Here is an 18,800-nt window from a genome sequence, read left to right as displayed (position 1 = left end):
ACCGATGAGCCAGGCCCTGACCATGGTGGACGCCTTCCGGCACGCCGCGGTGATGACCAGGCGCAACGTCGCCCAGTTCAGGAACGACCCTGGCCTGATCCTCGACGCGACCCTGACCCCCGTCCTGATCTCGGTCATCTTCGTGTCGGTCTTCGGCGGCGCCATCGCCGGGGGCACGGCGGACTACGCGCAGTTCTTCGTCCCGGGCATCATGGCCATCAACCTCATGATCGTCTCGCGGAACACCGGCGTCGGCATGGCCGTGGACTTCGGCTCCGGGGTCGTCGACCGGTTCCGCACCCTGCCCGTCGCCCGCTCGGCCCTGCTGTCGGGCAGGGTCGCCGCGGACGCCCTGCGCATGCTGCTGAGCCTGGTGGTCATCCTCGCCTGCTCGACCCTCATCGGGTTCCGCGTCCACGGCGGGGCGGCCGGAGCCGCCGGAGCCGTGGCGCTGCTGCTGGCGTTCGGCGTCGCCCTGTCCTGGATAGCCGTCTGCATCGGCGTCTCCGTGCGCAGCATCACCACCGTCTCGACCCTCACCTCCCTGTGGGTGCTGCCCTTCCAGTTCGGCAGCTCGGCGCTGGTGCCCACCGAGGGCATGCCCGCGTGGCTGCGGGTCTTCGCCGACGTGAACCCGGTGACCCTCGTCGTCAACGCCTCCCGCGGCCTGCTGGACGGCACGCCCGCCCTCCCCTCGATCGCCGGCGCGCTCGCCTGGATCGCCGCGATCCTCGTCGTCTTCGTCCCGATCTCTGTCATGCAGTACTCCCGCCGCGGCCAGTCCTAGAAGGCACGGCACGACACTCCCGCCGCGGCCGGTCTGCGAGGCGCGGCACCACCAGCAACGCGAACGGAAGGCTTCACCATGCTCAAGAACGTTGTCATCGTCGGAGGCGGAACCGCGGGCTGGATGACGGCCTCCTACCTGAGCTCGGCGTTCGGCGACCGCGTCTCGGTCACCGTGGTCGAGTCCAAGAGGATCGCCACCATCGGCGTGGGCGAGGCCACCTTCAGCACCGTCCGGCACTTCTTCGAGTATCTGGGGCTGCGCGAGCAGGACTGGATGCCGCACTGCAACGCCAGCTACAAGCTCGGCATCAGGTTCGAGAACTGGCGCGAGAAGGGGCACTACTTCTACCACCCCTTCGAGCGGCTGAGGATCGTCGACGGTTTCCCGATGACCGACTGGTGGCTGCACAAGAAGCCCAGCGACCGCTTCGACCAGGACGTGTTCCTGATGGCGTCGATCTGCGACGCCCAGCGCTCGCCCAGGTACCTCGACGGCCGGCTCTTCGAGCAGGACTACGTGGAGGGCAGGGAACCCGCCGGCACGCCCCGCACCACGCTGCTCGACCAGGGCACCCAGTTCCCCTACGCCTACCACTTCGACGCCGCCATGCTCGCCAAGTTCCTGACCGGCTACGCCAAGGAGCGCGGCGCCACGCAGATCCTCGACGACGTCGTGGACGTGGTGCGCGACGAGCGCGGCTGGATCAGCAGCGTGCGCACGGCCGAGCACGGCGACGTCGCCGGCGACCTGTTCATCGACTGCACCGGCTTCCGCGGCCTGCTGATCAACAAGACGATGGAGGAGCCCTTCATCTCCTTCCAGGACACCCTGCCCAACGACAGCGCGGTGGCGCTGCGGGTGCCGGTGGACATGGAGGAGAGGGGCCTGCGGCCGTGCACCACGGCGACCGCGCAGGACGCGGGCTGGATCTGGACCATCCCGCTGTTCGGCAGGATCGGCACCGGATACGTCTACGCGAGCGACTACTGCTCGCCGGAGGAGGCCGAGCGCACCCTGCGGGAGTTCGTCGGCCCCGAGTCCGACGAGATGGAGGCCAACCACATCCGCATGCGCGTCGGCCGCACCCGCAACGCGTGGTCGGGCAACTGCGTGGCCATCGGCCTGGCCTGCGGGTTCGTCGAGCCGCTGGAGTCGACCGGCATCTTCTTCATCCAGCACGGCATCGAGCAGCTGGTGAAGCACTTCCCCGCCCAGGGCTTCGACCCCGCGCTGACCGACTCCTACAACAGGAGCATGGCCGACGCCATCGACGGCGTGCGCGAGTTCCTCGTCCTGCACTACAAGGCGGCGGCCCGCGACGACAACGCGTACTGGCGCGACGCGAAGACCCGCACGACGCCCGACGGGCTGCAGGAGCGCTTCGACCAGTGGCGCTCGAAGCCCCCGGCGGCCGACACCATCTTCCCGCGGTACCACGGCTTCGAGTCCTACTCCTACCTGTCGATCCTCCTCGGCATGGGCGGCGTGCCGATGAAGCCGACGCCCGCGCTGGCCCTGATGGACGGCGTCGCCGCCGACAAGGAGTTCCAGATGCTCAAGGACGAGGCGCGCGACCTGGTCAAGCGACTGCCCAGCCAGTACGAGTACCTCGCCCAGCTGCACCGCTAGGAGAGAAGATGTACGTGTTGCTGCTCCTCCCCGCGATCGCGCTGATCGTGGTCTGCGGCGGCTGGGCCGCACGGCGGCTGAGCCAGCCGGAGGTCGTGATCGAGATCGCCCTGTGCCTCGGGCTGGGCATGCTGGCGGCCTCCCTGCTCGGCCGGGACCTCACCGGCTCGGCCGCCTTCGAGATCCTCCGGTTCGCCGGGCAGCTCGGACTGGCCATGTTCCTGGTCGGGGCGGCCCACCACATGCGCGAGTCCTTCGGCGGGCACTCCCTGCGGCAGGTGGCGTGGCTCTCGGCGGGCGCGACCGTGGTCCCGCTCGCCGCGGGGGCCCTGTTCGCGGTGTGGGTGCTCGCGGACGGCGACCCGCTGCTGCGCGGCGGGGCGCCCACGCCGGCGCTGGTGCTGATGCTGTCGATCGCGCTGACCGTCACCGCCGTGCCGGTCCTGGCCGGCATCCTGCGCGACCGCGGCCTCCAGCACACAGAAGACGGACGGCTCGCCCTGATGAGCGCGGCGGGCATCGACGCGGTCACCGGCGTGCTGCTCGGGGTCACGATCGGCTTCACGACGGGCGGCGGCGGGTTCGTCACCGTCCTGGTGGTCCTGGCCGGCGGCGCGGTGGCTCTGCTGCTGCGCCGCCTGGCGGCCACCGCGAAGGTGGCGGCCCTCGCCGACCGGCACCGCGGCGTGCTGCTGGTGCTCATCGCGGCGGCCGCCACCGGCGCGGCCCTCACGACCAAGTGGCTCGGGCTGACCGAGGTGTACGGCGCGGTGATCATCGGGCTCGCCCTGCCCGGCAGGCCGGGCGCGGCCGGGCACGGCCCGTGGACGGAGGCGGCCGAGACGCTGGGCCGCCTCGGCCGGGCGCTGCTGCCGGTCACGTTCGTGGTCACCGGCACCGTCGTGGTGGCCGGCCCCGACAGGATCTTCTCCTGGGAGGCCACCGCGATCGCCACCGCGCTGGCCATCGTGGCCAAGCTCGGCGGCGCCTACGCCGGCGCGAGGGCGGGCGGCCGGTCCCGCGCCTCCAGCATGCGCCTGGCGACGCTGATGAACACCCGCGGCCTGACCGAGATCGTGGTCCTGCAGGCGGGGTTCACCGCCGGGATCCTGTCCCCCGCGATGTACCTCGCGCTGCTGGTCATGGCGCTGGTCACCACGGGGCTCAGCGGCCCGCTGCTGCTGGCCACCGACCGGTACGCGCGCTCGGCCACCGGCACGGCCATGTCCCCCTCCATCCGACTAGCCGAGCGGTGATCACATGACCATGGCGCCCAGGGCCATCCGCGACGGCACCGACCGTCCCGCGGAAGGCAACCCCGACTCCTTCCGCAGCTTCATGTCCGGCTTCCCCAGCGGCGTCGCCGTCATCACGGCGACCGACCTCCACGGCGACCCGTGGGGCATGACCTGCTCGGCGCTGTGCAGCGCGACCACCGAGCCGCCGACGCTGATCGTCGGGATCCGCGCCGAGAGCCCGACCCTGAGGGCGCTGCTGGAGACCCGCGTCTTCTCGGTCAACCTGCTGCACCAAAAGGCGAGGCGGACCGCGGAGCTGTTCGGTTCGGGCGCGCCGGACCGCTTCGACGCGGTGCGGTGGGAGACCCGCCCCGGGTACGGCGGGCCGCACCTGCTCGACGACGCGCACTCCGTGGCCGACTGCAGGGTCAGCGACAGCGTGCTGGTCGGCCGCCAGCGCATCGTGTTCGGCGAGCCGTTCCGGATCTACAGCCTGGCCGAGACCGTCCCGCTGCTGTACGGGCTGCGGCAGTACAGCAGGTGGGCCGACGATCTGTGACCGGGCGTGAGAAGGGCCGGGGTCGAGCGACCCCGGCCCTTTTCACACGCTCGTCAGGTGGAAAGGCCCTCCTTGATCACGGCGAGCATCTCGGGGCAGTCGTGCACGAAGAAATGGTCGCCCCGATAGATATGGAAATCGAATCCGGCGCCGCTGTGCGCGCTCCATTCGCGCACGTCGGCCGGTGGCGCGCTGGTGTCCTGCTCGCCGGCGAACGCGGTGACCGGAACGGGCAGCAGCGACCCCTCGGCCGCGGCGGAGGTCTCCGACAGCTCGAAATCGGCGCGAATGGTGGGGAGAAGCAGATCGACCAGGTCGCGGTCCTCGAAGAACTCCGGCGGCGTTCCGTTCATCCGGCGCAGTTGCTCGATGAACTCGTCGTCGGGCAGCAGGTGGTGGCGCCGCCCCGCGGGAGTGGGCGCGGGCCCGCACCCCGACAGGTAGAGGCGCAGCGGGACGTCGTTGCCCTTCTCGCACAGCCGCCGCGCCAGCTCGTAGGCGACGAGCCCGCCCATGCTGTGCCCGTAGAGCGCGAAAGGCTTGGTCATCGTGGGTGTGAGGCCGTCGATGAGCATCGGGAGGAGATCGTCCAGCCGTGGCACGGGATCCTCGGCGATGCGGTCCTCCCGGCCGGGCAGCAGGACGGGGCAGACCTCGACGCCCGGGCCCAGCGCGGCGGCGAAGGAGTCGAACATGCGGGTGCCGCCGCCGGCGTAGGGCAGGCAGTAAAGACGGACCCCGGCCGCCGGATTCTGGTGACGCCAGGAAATCCACCGCTGACTGGTCATGGCCATCGCGCCCTCCTCAGGTCATTTTTTCCCATCGAAATGATAGCAGCGGGCAACGGGTTTCCGCCGCCCGGTGAAAAGGCTTTGATAACCACAAGAAATCGGCGCCGTATAGCCTTTTATCGTGCCGGTGATCAGCGATCCACTCCAGTACAACGCAGAGGACGTCTACGTCGATCTGCGGCCCACGTTCGGGCAACGCCTGTATCTCAAGTACGAAGGGTTCAATTTCGGCGGTTCCATCAAGATGAAGGCGGCCGCCGAGATGGTGATGGCGGCCGAGCGCAGCGGGCGGCTCCTTCCGGGGTCGACGCTGGTGGAGTCCTCCTCGGGTAACCTCGGCCTGGCCCTCAGCATCATCGCGGCCAGCAGGGGTTACGGGTTCGTGTGCGTTACCGATGCCCGCTGCAACCCCGCCGTGCGAAGCATGATGGAGCTGTACGGCACGCGGGTGCACGTGATCACCACACCCGACCCCGTGAAAGGCCTCCTCGGCGCCCGCATCGACTACGTCCAGAGCCTCTGCGCCGAGGACGACCGTTACGTATGGCTCAACCAGTACGCCAACCCCAGCAACTGGACGGCCCACTACCGGCGGACGGCGCCGGCCATCGCCGCGGCGTTCCCCGACCTCGACGTGCTGTTCGTCGGCGCCGGGACCACCGGGACCCTCATGGGGTGCGCGCGGTACTTCCGCGAGCACTCCCCCGAGGTGACCATCGTCGCGGTCGACGCCATCGGCTCGGTGACGTTCGGCGGCCCCGCGACCCCGCGGATGATCCCGGGGGTGGGCACCAGCCTGCGCCCTCCCCTGCTCGACGAGTCCTACGTCGACGACGTCGTGCACGTCAGCGAGGCCGACACGATCCAGGCCTGCCACCGCATGGCCAGCAACGGGTTCCTGTTCGGCGGATCGACGGGCACCGTCGTCAGCGGCGCCCTGCGATGGCTGTCCGCCAACCGGCGCGGCGCGGAGACGACCGCCCTGACCATAGCCCCCGACCTGGGGGAACGCTACCTGGACTCGATCTACTCGGAGACCTGGCTGCACGACCACTACGACGGCGAGGAGTGGGGGCCGCCCTGCTGGGACCTCCGCGAGATCGCTCATGACGTCCAGGCCCCGCCCACACCCAGCACCTGAGGAGACGACATGGCCACCAACCCCTTCGAGAACAACGACGGCACGTACTTCGTCCTGGTCAACGACGAGGGCCAGCACTCGCTGTGGCCGTCCTTCATCGAGATCCCCGCCGGCTGGAACAACGTGTTCGGCGAGGACGGCAGGCAGGCGTGCCTGGACTACATCGAGGCCAACTGGACCGACATGCGGCCGAACAGCCTGATCCGCCTCATGGAGGACGCGAACGCCTGACGGGATGAAAGGAGGAGGGCCGGGCGCGGTGACCGCGCCCGGCCCTCCTCCTTCGCACGAGTCCGTGACCTGCCAGGCCTTCAGGACGCCTATCCGGCTCGGTCGCCCGGCCGGTCGGAGCCCGCGGCTCAGGCGTACTGGGCGCGGACGGCCATGCTGTCTGCGGCGTCCGCCGGCGCCTCGGACCTGCTCCTCTCGCGGGCGTACTGCGCGAACAGGCTCGGCAGCCGGTAGCGGCGGCGCCCGTCCTGCTCTCGCGCGGCCACCTCGAGGAAGCCGGTCTCGTGGAGGTGTTCCATCAGGTCCTCGGCCTCGGCGGGCCCGCAGTCCAGCAGGGTGGCCGTCATCCACGGCGTGACGTCGCGGATGCCGAGCAGCCCGAGGCGCCGCAGCGCGAGCGCCGCCCGCGGCGACAGGTCGCGGTAGCTCGCTCCTATGCGCGCCCGGACGTCCCAGATGCCGTGGCTGATCTCGGTCAGCCGCCGGTCGGGGTCCTCAAGGCGTGACAGCAGGTCCTTCAGGCTCCAGTGGGTCCTGGCCGCGAGCCGGAGCGCCGCGCTCCACAGGGCCAGCGGCATCCCGTCGCAGAGCTCGCCCAGCCGTTCCAGCGAGTCCGGATCCTCACGGGCCCGCTCCTCGCCGATGATGCCGCGCAGCAGCGCGGAGGACTCCGCGGTCCTGAACGGCCTGAGGTGCAGCCGCACGCTGCCGTGCGAGTCGGGCAGCGTGCGCCCGGTCAGCAGCACGCAGCAGGTGCCGCTGCCCGGCAGTAGCGGGCGCGCCTGGGCGGCGTCGCGCACGTTGTCGATCACGATGAGCACTTTGCGGCCGTCGACCAGGCTGTTGTACAGCGACGTCCGCTCCTCCAGCCGTGCCGGGATCTCGGCGTGCGGCACGCCGAGGGCGTGCAGGAACCCGCTGAGCACCGCCGCGGCCTCCGATGCCGGCTGATCGGGATCCCAGCCGCGCAGGTCGGCGAAGAGCTGGCCGTCGGGGAAGTGATCGGCGGCGCCGTGCGCCCAGTGCACGGCCAGCGCCGTCTTGCCGACCCCCACCTGCCCGGTGAGCACGCCCACCGGGACCGGGCCGCCCCGGGCGCGCTGGCCGAGCAGCGCGTCGAGGGCCGTCAGCTCCGCCTGCCTGCCCGTGAACAGCGGCGCCGAGGGCGGGAGCTGCGCGGGCACGACCCTGGTCCATACCGAAGGGACCGGTTTGCGCACCGAGGCGAGCTTGGGATCGTCCCGGTAGATCGCCGCCTGCATGTCGCGCAGGATCGGCCCCGGTTCGAGCCCGAGGTCGTCGACGAGGCGCCGGCGGCCGTCGTTGAAGATCTCCAGCGCCTCGCTGCGCCGGCCTCCCCGATATTGCGCCAGCATCAGCAGCGCACGCGCGCGCTCCCTGAGCGGATGCTCCCTGACTAGGGCGGCGAGCTCGGGGACGAGGTCGGTGTGCTGCCGTAGTTCCAGTTTGAGCGCCAGGGACTCCTCGTAGACGGCCAGGCGGGTCTCCTCCAGCCTGATCGCCTTCCCCTCGACGACAGCGCTCGGGACCCCGGCGAGCGCCGGGCCTCCCCACAGTTTCAGCGCCTCGTCCAGCTTCGCGCTGGCCTCGGTCGTGCGTCCCTGTTGCAGGGCGGCCTGCCCCTCGTCCACCAGCCGCGAGAACTGCTCGCCGTCGATGCGGCAGCCGTCCGACACCAGCTTGTAGCCCGGAGAGACGGTGGTGATGACGTCGTGGTAGCCGGCGGCGGCGAAAAGCTTGCGCAGGGCGGCGATGCAGATGGCGACCTGCGTGCGGCCCGTCGCGGGCGGGGAGCCGCCCCAGATGGCGTCGACGAGGCCGTCGACGGAGACCACGCAGTCGGACGACAGGAGGAGCATGGCCAGCACGACGCGCTGGCGAGGGCTGCCGATCCGCAGGCGGCGGCCGCCGGCCTGTACCTCCAGCGGACCCAGATAGCGGAACCCCAGCGATGAAGGAGCGGTTTCCGACGGCTCACTCACGAGACCACCTTCGAAGTGCAGGAATTAAACGATTCTCCAGAACTGGAACTCGGGTGTGTTCACGAGCGTGGTCTCGACCAGCCGTCTGAGCCGGATGTCGGCCTCCTGTGTCGAGGCCACCCGGTAGAAGGCGAAAATGTCGAGGCCCTGCGGCCCGGCGCGGACCTGGACGTGCTCGAGGCCGTCCCCGGCCCTGGAATTGCCCAGCACCCGTTCCCGCCACGCCTCGGCGTCACAGGACACCAGTGGCGCGATCCGCAGGGCGGACATCCGCATCAGAGGGCCGTCAGGTTGACGGGCGGCGCGGCACCCGCGCTGGTGTCCCCGTACTCGCCGCCGACCATCGGGCTGTCGCCCCAGCCGAAGCCGCCCTCCTCAGGACCGGCCTTGACCGTCTCGCCGCCGGCCGCGACGAAGCCCCAGCCGAAGCCTCCGTCAGGGGCCCACGGTATGCCGGGATGGATGCAGATTATGGCGGCTCCGGCAAGAACGAACGCAATAAATGTCATCGCTGCCATGCGCCTACGGACGATCTTCGTGATGGTGGACATGATTGTTGCACTCTCCTTCGCCTGAAATCCCTCGACATCCGCCCCGCGCATGCCCTGCTTTCCCGGGCGGCTCTCCTCAACAATGCGGCGCGGCGGACGCGATGTCATCGGTTCCAGGTTGGCGCGAGGCCGCCTGGCGGCCTTCCGCCAGCGGCCGCCGGCGGGCCCGCGACGCCCGCGGCCGCCGACGACGACGGAGCCCGCGACGCGCGCGGTCAGGGCCTCCGGCGCCCGCGGAGGGCACGTCCAAAAAGTCGCCTTCGGAGAGTGACCGGCGGACTTCAATTGGCCATGCATTTCGGGCGACCTTGCATGGAAAAGGTCCCATGATCTATATTACGGGCGAACGGGGGGATGAAAGTAGATCTGCAGGGTGAATGACATCGATTGTCAACGCCATCTCCAGCGTCACCAGCCGTCAACGGTAGTCACCCTACGCGATCCGGCCTTTCAATTTAATTTTGAATTAATCGCCACCCATCTCCCCGGGCGACAGTGGTCGGAAAGGCGCAGGAGGCGCCGGTTTCACTGCGCAGGGAGGTAACGGTGCTGAGCGCGCTGGGGCTGTCCGCACGCGACGAGGCGATCTACCGCACCATGTTGGACCATCCCGACTTCGGCGTGGCCGACATCGCCGCTCATCTGAGCCTGACGAAGGACGACGTCCGGGAGGCGCTCGACACTCTCATCGACCTGGCGCTGGTCCGCTCCACCATCGACGACGGCACGGTCAGGGCGGTGCGCCCGCAGGCCGGGCTGACGGCGCTGCTCGCGCGCGTCGAGGCCGAGCTCGGCACCCGTCAGCAGCAGCTGGAGGGGGCCCGCGCCTCCATCGCGTCCATCGCGGCCGCCTACGCCGAGCAGGAGCAGCACGACGAGGGCCGCCGGCTCAACGGGCTCGATACCGTGCGCGACCGGCTCGCCGAGCTGTCCCACAGCGCCAAGGTCGAATGCGTCTCGCTGAGCCCGGGCGGCGCGCAGAACCCCTCGACCATCGAGTCGGAGAAGCCGCTCAACCAGATCGCGCTCAGCCGCGGGGTGAAGATCCGCACCGTCTATCTGGACAGCATCCGCAACGACCCCATCACCCTCTCCCACGCCCGTTCCATGGTCGCCCTGGGCGAGCAGTGCCGCACGGTCCCGAGCCTGCCCTTGCGGCTGGTCATCGTGGACCGCTCGATCGCGCTCGTGCCCCTGGACCCCATCGACCCCACCCTCGGCGCCCTCGAACTGCACAGTCGCGGCGTCGTCACCGGCCTGTACGCCCTGTTCGACCAGGTCTGGAGCTCCGGAACCCCGATCACAGAGCCGCCCGCCCGCAACGAGCACGGCCTCACCCCTCAGGAGCACAACCTCCTCCGGCTCCTCGCCGACGGCCACACCGACGAGTCGGCCGCGCGGAGCCTCGCCATCTCGCTGCGGAGCGTCCAGCGCATGATGAACGCGCTGACCGAACGCCTGAACGCGGTCAGCCGCTTCCAGGCCGGCACCGAGGCCAGCCGGCGGGGCTGGGTCTGAGGCCGGTTCATCGCATGTAGAAGCACAACATCGGGTCGTTGCGCCCGGTGTGCACCGCCTCGCTGAGGTCCAGGGTCTCCTTCAGCTTCGCAAGCCCCCGGTTGACCTCGGGAGCGGCGGCGCGCGAGGCGGTGAAGTAGCCGATGCCGCGCTCCGCCAGCCACGACAGCACGACCCTGCCCTCGCTGAACGGCCACGGCCGCCGGGTGTGGAAGACGTCGTGCACGCTCACCGGCACGCCCGGCGGGACCGTGGGGAACAGCTCGTTGACATACCAGCGCGCGAAGCTCCTCGTGTGCGCCGCGTCCACGAACAGGTAGTCGATCGCGTGGTCGTGGTCGGCGAGCATCTCGCGGGCGTCGCCGTGCACGAACGTCCACCGGCCGGCGGCGAGGTCCTCCGGCACGTTGCGGCGCGCGTTGTCGATCAGGTCATAGGTGTGCAGGTGCCCTTCGCCGTTGTCACGCAGCGCTCGTAACAGCCAGGTGGTCGACCATCCGTCCAGCGAGCCGATCTCGACGACCACCTCGGGCCGGTGCTCCCTGACCATCAGGTAGGTGATCTCCGCCTCGAGATCGTCCAGTTTCGTGGCGACCCCCGGATTGGCGGCGCGCAAGGCGTGCTGCTCCACGCGCACGGCCCGCAGGTCGTCGGCGTATTTCCGGTACAGGTCGACGACGTAGCCGAGGTTCAATTCACCGTTCTCCGCGTAACCCGCCAGCTGTTCCACGCTATTTCCGTCCACGCCGTGCCTCCTTGTATTCCGTCCCCGCGCCGGCCGCGCGGCCGGGCCGGCGGCGAGGGCGCCCTTCGACCCGCCGCGCGGGCCCGCCATTCAAGATCTACCGGATTCAGAGAATAGCTGGGCGGCTTTTCATTTCGTTATGGGCGTTTTTTCGTCTCGGCGCGGCGCGGCGGCCCGCGGGCATATTCGTCCGAGCTCTGGACACGACGCATGATCACCGGCGAGAGCTCAGAGTGACCGAGCCGTGAGCGGAGCATGGCGGGGACGCTCACGCCGTGCCGGCCGGACCCGCGGCCCCGTCCTGCCGCGACGGCGCCCTCGGACGCCCGGACCATGTGAGCGGCGGCCCCGGAGAGGGCCCGGCCGGACGGCGGGCGATAATGGGACGACCAGAACTCGATGATCTTCGTTCGGCGTGGGACCCTCGTGTGCTCGTGGAGCCGGTGGCGGACACACCCCCGCCTGCGAGCAGCCAGGGAGCATGCGTTGAGTTTCAGCCATCTGTCCCACCTGGAATGCGGCCGGTGCGGAGCCGAGCACGACAGTGAGCGCCCGCAGAACCTGTGCGCCACGTGCGGGTCCCCGCTGCTCGCCCGCTACGACCTGGCGGCGGTCCGGTCCGCGGTGAGCCCGGCGGACATCGCGCGGCGCTCCCCCGACCTGTGGCGCTACCACGAGCTGCTGCCGGTCAGAAGCCCCGAGATGGTGACCACCCTCGGCGAGGGCATGACGCCGCTGCTGCCGATGGCCCGGTTCGGCGAGCGCATCGGCGTGCCGCGGCTGCTGATGAAGGACGAGGGCCTGATCCCCACCGGCTCGTTCAAGGCCCGCGGCGCCGCGGTCGGGGTTTCCCGCGCCGCCGAGCTGGGAGTCCAGCGGCTCGCCATGCCGACCAACGGCAACGCCGGCGCCGCCTGGGCGCTGTACGGCGCCCGGGCCGGGCTGGCCGCCACCGTGGTCATGCCGGTGGACGCGCCCGAGATCACCCGGCGCGAGTGCGTGGCGTCCGGCACGGACCTGTACCTGGTCGACGGCCTGATCAGCGACGCCGGACGCATCGTCGGCGAGCTGGTGGCGGCCTCCGGCGGCCGGGTCTTCGACGCCTCGACGCTCAAGGAGCCCTACCGCATCGAGGGCAAGAAGACCATGGGCATCGAGATCGCCGAGCAGCTCGGCTGGCGGACGCCCGACGTGATCCTCTACCCGACCGGCGGCGGAGTCGGCCTGATCGGCATCCACAAGGCCCTGCTGGAGCTGCGCGAGCTCGGCTGGATCTCCGGTCCGCTGCCGCGGCTGGTCGCGGTGCAGGCCGAGGGGTGCGCGCCCATCGTCCGCGCGTTCGAGCAGGGTGAGCCCGAGAGCCGGTTCTGGGAAGGGGCCGCCACCGTGGCGTTCGGCATCAACGTCCCGAAGCCCCTCGGCGACTTCCTCATCCTGAGAGCGCTCGCGGAGACCTCGGGCACCGCGATCACGGTCACCGACGCCGAACTGCTGGACGAACTCCGCCAGGTCGCCGCGCTCGAAGGGGCGTTCGTCTGCCCGGAGGGCGCGGCGGCGTTCGCCGCGGCCCGCAAGCTGCGCGCCTCCGGCTGGATCGGCCCCGACGACGAGGTCGTCGTCCTGAACACCGGAGCCGGCGTCAAGTACCCCCAGACGATCAAGGTCGACGCCCCGGTGCTCGCGGTCGACGCCCACCTCGCCTGAGCCGCGTACGGCGGAGCCATGCGACGCTCCGCCGTCGGCCGCGAGCCGCTCGCCGGCCGGTTCCCGTGAACACCACGCGGCCTGGTGCGCACGGTCCTGGCGCGCGGTCCTGCGTGGTCCTGGCGTCCGGGCCTGGCGTCCGGGCCTCGGGGCGCTCAGCCCCGCGTGGCCTGCGCTTCGAAGTGGTCCTTCATGGAGGGGTAGTAGTCGGCGAAGTCGGGCGCCGGCGAGCCGTCGCGCGCGGCCACGAGCAGGTCGAGGTAGTACTCCCAGCCGGGGCCGATCTCGCCGACGCCGTCCTCGCCGGCGAGGTGCTGCACGAACCGCAGCTCGGTCGAGCCGTCCGCCTCGGACAGCAGGAGTTCCAGCCGCCAGTCCCCGGAAGCGTCGCTCGTGGACAGGGCCAGCCGCCGGGGCGGGTCGCACGCGTCGATCCGCATCTCGAACCACGGCGCCTGCTCCTCGAACGCCATCTGCACCTTGATCGTCCGGCCGGGCGCGGCCTCGCCCTCCCAGGGGCCGAACCAGCGGGCCGTGCGGTCGGACTCGGTGATACTGGCCCACACGTCCTCGGCGGGCGCGCGGAACGTGCGGCTCAGCACGAGGTCGGTTCCCGTGCCGGTGGGAAACAGCCGGCCTGTGGGAATGGGGCTCATGCGGTGTTCTCCCGTCGCTCGTCGGCCATGTCCCGCGCTCGGCGGTCACGGCGGGTTCGATGGACCTCTGTCTCCAGCGCGTCGAGGCGGTGTTCCCATTCGGCGGGCCGGACGAACCGGTTCAGCCACTCGGCGAGCCCGGTCAGCCCCGCGGCGTCGAGTACGTAGAACCGCTGCCGGCCGGCGAGTTCGTCGCGGACCAGCCCGCTCTGCCGGAGCACGCGAAGGTGCCTGCTCACGGCGGGCCTGCTGATCGGGAAACGTCCGGCGATCTCTCCCGCTGAGAGCCGCCCGCCGCGCAGCATCAGCAGGATCTCCCGTCGTACGGGATCGGCGATCGCTCCGGCCACCTCGTCCACCGATGAAGCGTAACCCATAGGTTACGCGTCCGCCCCTATCCGCCGCGCCTCCGTCCGACCCCACCCCACCCCTATTCGGGTTGTGGGGCGGACGCGCCGAACGGAATCATGCGTGAAGACGAATGCCTGATCGATGACTCCGTCATCGCCGAAACGTGAGCACGGCACTCTCTGTCAGCGACGAGCGGTGGGCGCAGAAGCCGCTTCGAAGGGGTTTTCCTTATGTCCGTGAATGTGTCGATCGACACGATTTCGCACCTTCGTACCACCCTCACCGGCAGCGTGATCGAGCCCCATGACGAGGGGTACGACGAGGCGCGCAGGGTCTATGGCGGTTTCGACCGCCGGCCGGTGGCCGTCATCCGGCCGGCCGACGTCGACGACGTCGTGCGCGTCGTCATCTTCGCCCGCGAGACCGGGCTTGAGCTGGCCGTCCGAGGCGGCGGCCACAGCAACGCGGGACACAGCGTCACCGAGGGCGGCATCGTCCTCGACCTTCAGGACCTGTCCGAGATCGAGATCGACGTCGAGGGGCGCACCGCGTGGGCCCAGGGCGGCGCCACCGCCGGCGCCTACACCGCCGCGGCCGGAGCCCACGAGCTGGCGACCGGCTTCGGCGACACCGGCTCGGTGGGCATCGGCGGCATCACGCTCGGAGGCGGCATCGGGTTCCTGGTCCGCAAGCACGGCCTCAGCATCGACAACCTGCTGGCCGCCGAGATCGTGACCGCCGACGGCGAGGTGCTCGTCGCCGACGAGAGCGACCACCCGGACCTGTTCTGGGCCATCCGCGGCGGCGGCGGCAACTTCGGCGTGGTCACCCGGCTCCGTTTCAAGCTGTTCCCGCTGCCGTCCGTCCTCGGCGGGATCCTGGTGCTGCCCGCCACGTCCGAGGTCGTCGCCGGGTTCATCGCCGAGGCGGAGGCCGCGCCCGACGAGCTCTCGACGATCGCGAACGTCATGCCGGCGCCGCCGATGCCGTTCCTGCCGGAGGAACTGCACGGCTCGATGATCGTGCTGGCCTTCCTGGTCCACTCCGGCCCCGAGGAGGAGGGCGACCGGGTCCTCGCGCCGTTCCGCGCGCTGGCCACGCCGCTCGCCGACTTCATCCAGCGCATCCCCTACTCGGCCATGTTCCCGCCGGAGGAGCACGGAGAGCAGCCGTCGGCGGTGGCGTCGACGATGTTCATGGACGGCGTCGACCGCGAGATGGCCGACACGATCATCTCCTACCTCGAGTCCTCCGACGCGTCGATGCGCGCCATCCAGCTGCGGGTGCTCGGCGGGGCGGTGACCCGCGTGCCGGCCGACGCCACCGCGTTCGCGCACCGCGACAGCAAGATCATGGTGAACGTCGCGGCGTTCTACGAGGGTCCCGAGGAGAAGGTCGTCCGCGAGGCGTGGGTCGCCGACTTCATGGCGGCCATCCGGCAGAGCGACTCGGGCGCCTACGTCAACTTCCTCGGCGACGAGAGCCCCGACCGCGTCCGTGACGCCTACCCGGGCGAGACCTGGAACCGGCTGCGGGCGATCAAGGCCCAGTACGACCCGGACAACTTCTTCCACCTCAACCAGAACATCCCCCCGGCGGCCGGCTGACCGTACGCGGGCGGCTCCACTCCGGTTTCGGCCCACCCCCTGACGGGCCGGTTCAGGGTCAGTATGGCGACGGTTCAGCGTCGCCATACTGACCCTGAACCGGTTTTGACTACCGTGTGGCGCATCGTGGCCGAGAAGCGCGTCGATCGGGAGGAGGGGCCGGTGCGATGGTCCTCAACAAGATCGAAAACATCAAGCTGGACAAGCTGGAGATCGGCGCACACCAGGTCAGGAGACGCCACGTCGAAGAGGACCTCGCCGAACTGATCGACAGCATCCGCGTCCACGGTCAGCTGGAACCCATCATCGTCTCGCCCCTGGAAGGCAGAGCGGGGCATTACGAGATCCTGGCAGGTCAGAGGCGCTGGCTGGCCATGCGCAAGCTCGGGGCCGAGGAGATCGCCGCGGCGATCATCGAAGAGCGGCTGGACGGGGACGTCGCGAGCGCCCTGTCGCTGAGCGAGAACCTCATCCGCCGCGACCTCAGCACACTGGATCTCATCGACGCGTGCACCAGCCTCTACAACAAGTACGGGTCGGTCAAAGCGGTCGCCGAGCGATTCGGGCTCCCCTACGGGCGCGTGCGCCAGTATGTGAAGTTCGACCGCCTCAGGCCCGCCCTGAAGAAGCTCGTCAGGGACGGCGACATCGACCTCAGGACGGCGCTGCGCATCGAGGACCACTACGTCGCTGAGATCGTCGACGACGTGCGCATCCGGCAGCTCGCGTCCGCGATCGCCGAGATGTCGAACGCGCAGCAGTCGGACTACCTGAGGACGCGCGAATCCGAGCGCAGGCCGGCGGCCAGAGGCGCCAAGGACGAGGACACGGCCGAAGGCGACGGGCACCGGCCGGGGTCGGTCAAGCAGATCATCGTCACGCTGAGCATCCCCGATCTCGAACTGCTCAGGGCATGGGCCCGGTCGAAGAACCTCACCCAGGACCGTGCGGGAGCGCGCGTCATCTCGGCCTTCGTACGGCAGGTGGCCAAGGAACAGGGCTCACTCCCCCAGCCCCCGGCGCAGCGTGGATCTCTCCCTCAGCCCCAGGATCAGCAGGGCTCCCCGCCCAGGCCCGTGGGCCGGCAGGGCTCCCTCTCCAGGCCCTCAGATCAGGCGGAGGAGCGAGAACCCGGGTGCCAGCGCCTCGGCCAGCGACCACGCGCACAGGGTCGTCATGGGGACGTCGACCTCCGGGACGCTCCCGGCCGCCAGATACCCGAACCGTCCGTCGCCGCGCTGCTGGGCGGCGAGGAAACGAACGGCGTGCCGTAGTTCCGCCTCCGGCGGCGATCCGAGGTGGCAGGCGGCCCGGACGACGGCCGCCCCGAGTTCGAGGTCGTAGGCGCGCAGGGCGTGGACGGCGAGGACCGGCAGCACGTCCGCGAGCCGGGCCGCGCGCCGGACCGCCCGCGGCGCCGTCCCGTACCACGTGGCCGCAGACACCCGGGCGCACATCGCCAGGAGCTCGCCGCGCCCGGCACGCAGTAGGCCGACGTCGCGCGGCTCGTGGAGCGTCCGGGGCACCGGACGGCCGCGCGAATGGCCGAGACGCCGCAGGAACGGCTCGGTGCCCGCCGGAGGCTCCTTCGCGCGGGCCAGGTGACCGGCGAAATCGTCGAACACGGACGCCCGCCGGCCGTCCCGCGCGAGAAGGCACTGGCAGAGCAGGGTGAGGGTCGCTCCGTGGGCATGTCCGTCGAACCCGGGCCCGAGCCGCTCGCGCACCGCGCCGGCCACGGCCGGAAGCGGCCCTCCCTCGGCGGAGCCGGTCAGCACGGCCTGGCAGACGCCGACGCCGAACAGGGCCTGCATCGTCTCGCGCAGGCCCAGGTCGCCCTCGGCGACGGCGGCGGCCAGCCAGTCCCGCGCGGCGGTCATCGTCGTGCCGAGATCGACGGCCGTCACCGGAGCGGCCCATTCGTCGCGGCGCACAGAACGGCCGTCACCGGAGCGGCCCGTCCGTCGCGGCGCACAGAACGGCCGTCACCGGAGCGGCCCGTCCGTCGCGGCGCACAGAACGGCCGTCACCGGAGCGGCCCGTCCGTCGCGGCGCACAGAACGGCCGCCAGCGTCGTGTGGTAGCAGCGCGCGAAGGTGTAGGTGGCCCTCTTCTCCGGGGGGAGCGCGTCCCGTTCCGCGAGGTCGAAACGGGGCCCGGGCATCGCGCCCTCCCCCAGCTGCGCGAGGGCCAGGCACGACCTGCCGAGCCGGTCGAGGTCGCTCTCCGGCCTGCCGAGCGCCCGCCGGCAGACGATCAGCTCGGAGACGAGGTCCCAGTGCCCCGAGCAGATGTGGACGCCGAGCAACAGGTCGACGGCGGCCGCACCCTGGTCGCGCGCGCCGGGCGCCAGGACCGGGAACGGCCTGGCGGCGAAGTCGCTGAGGAAGAAGACGGCGTGGGTGACCTCGTACGCCGCTGCCTCGGTGACGTACACGGGGTTGACCGGAGCTCCGAACGCCGTCCGGCCGTAGAGCTCGTCCAGCGGAGGCAGCCGGTGCGAGAACCCGCAGAGGTCCAGGATGTACCGCGACTCCATCAGGCCGTACGCGGGACGGGCGGGGTTGCCGAGATCGCCGTGTCCCGCGTCGGCGAGCCTCTGCGCCGCCGCCCTCGTTCGCGGGTCCCTGAGCCGGCCGGTCTCCCAGAGGATGGCCAGAAGCCAGAGATAGTACGGGAAGCTCGTGGCCGTGCGGAGAAGCTGATCGTGGAAGGAGTCCCGGTGGAAGACCTCGGCGACCCCGTCCAGAGCCTTCTCCGCCGTGCGCCGGACGGAGGTCTTGCGGCGGCACACGAGATGACACGTGATCGCCAGGTCGAGCAGCAGGGCCATGTGCCGCTGCGGCGTGCCCGGGGGCCAGACGGCCGCGTCGGGGACGAACGCGTCGAGATTGCCCTCGACCCATGCCATGGCCCTGGACAGCACCTCGTCCATGTCGTGCGCCGCGTCGCGTCCCGGCGCCGGCCCCAGGCGCTCCGCCACCACAGGCAAGCCCCTCCCCCCGACCGTGACCTGACCCGCGACACCCCCGCCACCCCCGATGTCCCCGACACCCCCCATGTCCCCGACACCCTCGACGCCCTGGGTGCCCCCGCCATCCTCGACGCCCTCGACGCCCCCCATGTCCTCGACGCCCTCGGCGCCGCCGATGTCTCCTGTGTCCCCGGCATCCCCCACGCCCTCGGCGCCCTCGACATCGCCGATGTCCCCGGTGTCCCCGGTGTCCCCGGTGTCCTCGATGTCCTCGATGTCCTCGATGTCCTCGATGTCGTCCATTCGCTGTTC

The 18,800-nt window shown here is 70.7% G+C and carries 18 protein-coding genes and 1 pseudogene; 10 read left to right on the top strand and 9 right to left on the bottom strand.

Going from position 1 to position 18,800, the window contains the following annotated elements; genetic code table 11:
* Positions 1 to 4: 4 nt before the first annotated feature.
* The 4 genes from ACFO60_RS10000 to ACFO60_RS09985 all read left to right on the top strand — a co-directional run bounded on the left by ACFO60_RS10000 (position 5) and on the right by ACFO60_RS09985 (position 4,216).
* Positions 5 to 787: an ABC transporter permease gene (locus ACFO60_RS10000; RefSeq protein ID WP_380839408.1), complete on the top strand. Its 783-nt coding sequence runs from the start codon at positions 5 to 7 to the stop codon at positions 785 to 787.
* 78 nt (positions 788 to 865) lie between these two features.
* Entirely contained in the window at positions 866 to 2,419 is a 1,554-nt protein-coding gene (locus ACFO60_RS09995) for a tryptophan halogenase family protein (protein WP_380839407.1), read from the top strand.
* Positions 2,420 to 2,427: 8 nt separating this feature from the next.
* Positions 2,428 to 3,675, top strand: coding sequence for a cation:proton antiporter (locus tag ACFO60_RS09990; RefSeq protein ID WP_380839406.1), 1,248 nt, complete (start codon positions 2,428 to 2,430; stop codon positions 3,673 to 3,675).
* Positions 3,676 to 3,679: 4 nt separating this feature from the next.
* Complete coding sequence (locus tag ACFO60_RS09985; RefSeq protein WP_380839405.1) at positions 3,680 to 4,216, top strand: flavin reductase family protein; 537 nt, start codon at positions 3,680 to 3,682, stop codon at positions 4,214 to 4,216.
* Positions 4,217 to 4,269: 53 nt separating this feature from the next.
* Here ACFO60_RS09985 and ACFO60_RS09980 read toward each other — a convergent pair whose 3' ends face one another.
* Positions 4,270 to 5,010, bottom strand: coding sequence for a thioesterase II family protein (locus ACFO60_RS09980; protein ID WP_380839404.1), 741 nt, complete (start codon positions 5,008 to 5,010; stop codon positions 4,270 to 4,272).
* Between the two features lie 118 nt (positions 5,011 to 5,128).
* Here ACFO60_RS09980 and sbnA point away from each other — a divergent pair, with 118 nt between their 5' ends.
* Together sbnA and ACFO60_RS09970 are read left to right on the top strand one after the other, a co-directional pair.
* The gene (gene sbnA / locus ACFO60_RS09975) at positions 5,129 to 6,148 is read left to right on the top strand and encodes a 2,3-diaminopropionate biosynthesis protein SbnA (protein ID WP_380839403.1); all 1,020 of its coding nucleotides are present in this window, start codon (positions 5,129 to 5,131) and stop codon (positions 6,146 to 6,148) included.
* A 9-nt stretch (positions 6,149 to 6,157) separates the two neighbouring features.
* The gene (locus ACFO60_RS09970; RefSeq protein WP_380839401.1) at positions 6,158 to 6,379 is read left to right on the top strand and encodes an MbtH family protein; all 222 of its coding nucleotides are present in this window, start codon (positions 6,158 to 6,160) and stop codon (positions 6,377 to 6,379) included.
* A 128-nt stretch (positions 6,380 to 6,507) separates the two neighbouring features.
* On the opposite strand, the gene ACFO60_RS09965 is transcribed toward ACFO60_RS09970, so the two are convergent.
* The 3 genes from ACFO60_RS09965 to ACFO60_RS09955 are packed head-to-tail and all read right to left on the bottom strand — an operon-like array spanning position 6,508 to position 9,041.
* The gene (locus ACFO60_RS09965; RefSeq protein ID WP_380839399.1) at positions 6,508 to 8,382 is read right to left on the bottom strand and encodes an AfsR/SARP family transcriptional regulator; all 1,875 of its coding nucleotides are present in this window, start codon (positions 8,380 to 8,382) and stop codon (positions 6,508 to 6,510) included.
* A gap of 24 nt (positions 8,383 to 8,406) precedes the next feature.
* On the bottom strand, positions 8,407 to 8,652 hold the full coding sequence (locus tag ACFO60_RS09960; RefSeq protein ID WP_380839396.1) for a hypothetical protein: 246 nt from the start codon (positions 8,650 to 8,652) through the stop codon (positions 8,407 to 8,409).
* Between the two features lie 5 nt (positions 8,653 to 8,657).
* Positions 8,658 to 9,041, bottom strand: a complete 384-nt coding sequence (locus ACFO60_RS09955; protein WP_380839395.1) for a hypothetical protein — start codon at positions 9,039 to 9,041, stop codon at positions 8,658 to 8,660.
* A gap of 438 nt (positions 9,042 to 9,479) precedes the next feature.
* Between ACFO60_RS09955 and ACFO60_RS09950 the strand changes: the two genes are divergently transcribed.
* Positions 9,480 to 10,451, top strand: a complete 972-nt coding sequence (locus ACFO60_RS09950) for a LuxR C-terminal-related transcriptional regulator (RefSeq protein WP_380839394.1) — start codon at positions 9,480 to 9,482, stop codon at positions 10,449 to 10,451.
* Positions 10,452 to 10,458: 7 nt separating this feature from the next.
* Here ACFO60_RS09950 and ACFO60_RS09945 read toward each other — a convergent pair whose 3' ends face one another.
* Positions 10,459 to 11,196 (bottom strand): class I SAM-dependent methyltransferase, encoded by a 738-nt coding sequence (locus tag ACFO60_RS09945; protein ID WP_380839392.1) that lies wholly within the window; start codon positions 11,194 to 11,196, stop codon positions 10,459 to 10,461.
* Positions 11,197 to 11,682: 486 nt separating this feature from the next.
* Here ACFO60_RS09945 and ACFO60_RS09940 point away from each other — a divergent pair, with 486 nt between their 5' ends.
* Complete coding sequence (locus ACFO60_RS09940) at positions 11,683 to 12,900, top strand: threonine synthase (protein WP_380839390.1); 1,218 nt, start codon at positions 11,683 to 11,685, stop codon at positions 12,898 to 12,900.
* Positions 12,901 to 13,055: 155 nt separating this feature from the next.
* Here ACFO60_RS09940 and ACFO60_RS09935 read toward each other — a convergent pair whose 3' ends face one another.
* Both ACFO60_RS09935 and ACFO60_RS09930 read right to left on the bottom strand, forming a co-directional pair.
* Positions 13,056 to 13,556 (bottom strand): SRPBCC family protein, encoded by a 501-nt coding sequence (locus tag ACFO60_RS09935; RefSeq protein WP_380839388.1) that lies wholly within the window; start codon positions 13,554 to 13,556, stop codon positions 13,056 to 13,058.
* Positions 13,553 to 13,915: a metalloregulator ArsR/SmtB family transcription factor gene (locus ACFO60_RS09930; RefSeq protein ID WP_380839386.1), complete on the bottom strand. Its 363-nt coding sequence runs from the start codon at positions 13,913 to 13,915 to the stop codon at positions 13,553 to 13,555. Before ACFO60_RS09930 ends, ACFO60_RS09935 begins: the two co-directional genes overlap by 4 nt.
* 222 nt (positions 13,916 to 14,137) lie before the next feature.
* Between ACFO60_RS09930 and ACFO60_RS09925 the strand changes: the two genes are divergently transcribed.
* Together ACFO60_RS09925 and ACFO60_RS09920 are read left to right on the top strand one after the other, a co-directional pair.
* Complete coding sequence (locus tag ACFO60_RS09925) at positions 14,138 to 15,514, top strand: FAD-binding oxidoreductase (protein WP_380839384.1); 1,377 nt, start codon at positions 14,138 to 14,140, stop codon at positions 15,512 to 15,514.
* Between the two features lie 167 nt (positions 15,515 to 15,681).
* Positions 15,682 to 16,788 (top strand): ParB/RepB/Spo0J family partition protein, encoded by a 1,107-nt coding sequence (locus ACFO60_RS09920; RefSeq protein ID WP_380839382.1) that lies wholly within the window; start codon positions 15,682 to 15,684, stop codon positions 16,786 to 16,788.
* A gap of 6 nt (positions 16,789 to 16,794) precedes the next feature.
* On the opposite strand, the pseudogene ACFO60_RS09915 reads toward ACFO60_RS09920, so the two are convergent.
* Both ACFO60_RS09915 and ACFO60_RS09910 read right to left on the bottom strand, forming a co-directional pair.
* A pseudogene (locus tag ACFO60_RS09915) lies at positions 16,795 to 16,971 on the bottom strand (hypothetical protein); the annotation flags it as partial.
* A gap of 569 nt (positions 16,972 to 17,540) precedes the next feature.
* A complete protein-coding gene (locus tag ACFO60_RS09910; protein ID WP_380839380.1) occupies positions 17,541 to 18,791 on the bottom strand; it encodes a DUF6895 family protein in 1,251 nt (416 codons plus the stop codon).
* Positions 18,792 to 18,800: the final 9 nt, after the last annotated feature.

Source organism: Sphaerisporangium dianthi, assembly GCF_042654065.1.
GTDB classification, from domain to species: Bacteria; Actinomycetota; Actinomycetes; order Streptosporangiales; family Streptosporangiaceae; genus Sphaerisporangium; species Sphaerisporangium dianthi.
Note: the sequence above shows the minus strand (reverse complement) of the source record. Positions and strands in the feature narration are given on the sequence as shown.

What these genes read in the sequence shown, in the direction of transcription:
- ACFO60_RS10000 (WP_380839408.1), top strand. Translation starts at nt 5, where the DNA reads ATGAGCCAGGCCCTGACCATGGTGGACGCCTTCCGGCACGCCGCGGTG.
- ACFO60_RS09995 (WP_380839407.1), top strand. Translation starts at nt 866, where the DNA reads ATGCTCAAGAACGTTGTCATCGTCGGAGGCGGAACCGCGGGCTGGATG.
- ACFO60_RS09990 (WP_380839406.1), top strand. Translation starts at nt 2,428, where the DNA reads ATGTACGTGTTGCTGCTCCTCCCCGCGATCGCGCTGATCGTGGTCTGC.
- ACFO60_RS09985 (WP_380839405.1), top strand. Translation starts at nt 3,680, where the DNA reads ATGACCATGGCGCCCAGGGCCATCCGCGACGGCACCGACCGTCCCGCG.
- ACFO60_RS09980 (WP_380839404.1), bottom strand. Translation starts at nt 5,010, where the DNA reads ATGGCCATGACCAGTCAGCGGTGGATTTCCTGGCGTCACCAGAATCCG.
- ACFO60_RS09970 (WP_380839401.1), top strand. Translation starts at nt 6,158, where the DNA reads ATGGCCACCAACCCCTTCGAGAACAACGACGGCACGTACTTCGTCCTG.
- ACFO60_RS09960 (WP_380839396.1), bottom strand. Translation starts at nt 8,652, where the DNA reads ATGTCCGCCCTGCGGATCGCGCCACTGGTGTCCTGTGACGCCGAGGCG.
- ACFO60_RS09955 (WP_380839395.1), bottom strand. Translation starts at nt 9,041, where the DNA reads ATGACATCGCGTCCGCCGCGCCGCATTGTTGAGGAGAGCCGCCCGGGA.
- ACFO60_RS09935 (WP_380839388.1), bottom strand. Translation starts at nt 13,556, where the DNA reads ATGAGCCCCATTCCCACAGGCCGGCTGTTTCCCACCGGCACGGGAACC.
- ACFO60_RS09925 (WP_380839384.1), top strand. Translation starts at nt 14,138, where the DNA reads ATGTCCGTGAATGTGTCGATCGACACGATTTCGCACCTTCGTACCACC.
- ACFO60_RS09920 (WP_380839382.1), top strand. Translation starts at nt 15,682, where the DNA reads ATGGTCCTCAACAAGATCGAAAACATCAAGCTGGACAAGCTGGAGATC.
- ACFO60_RS09910 (WP_380839380.1), bottom strand. Translation starts at nt 18,791, where the DNA reads ATGGACGACATCGAGGACATCGAGGACATCGAGGACATCGAGGACACC.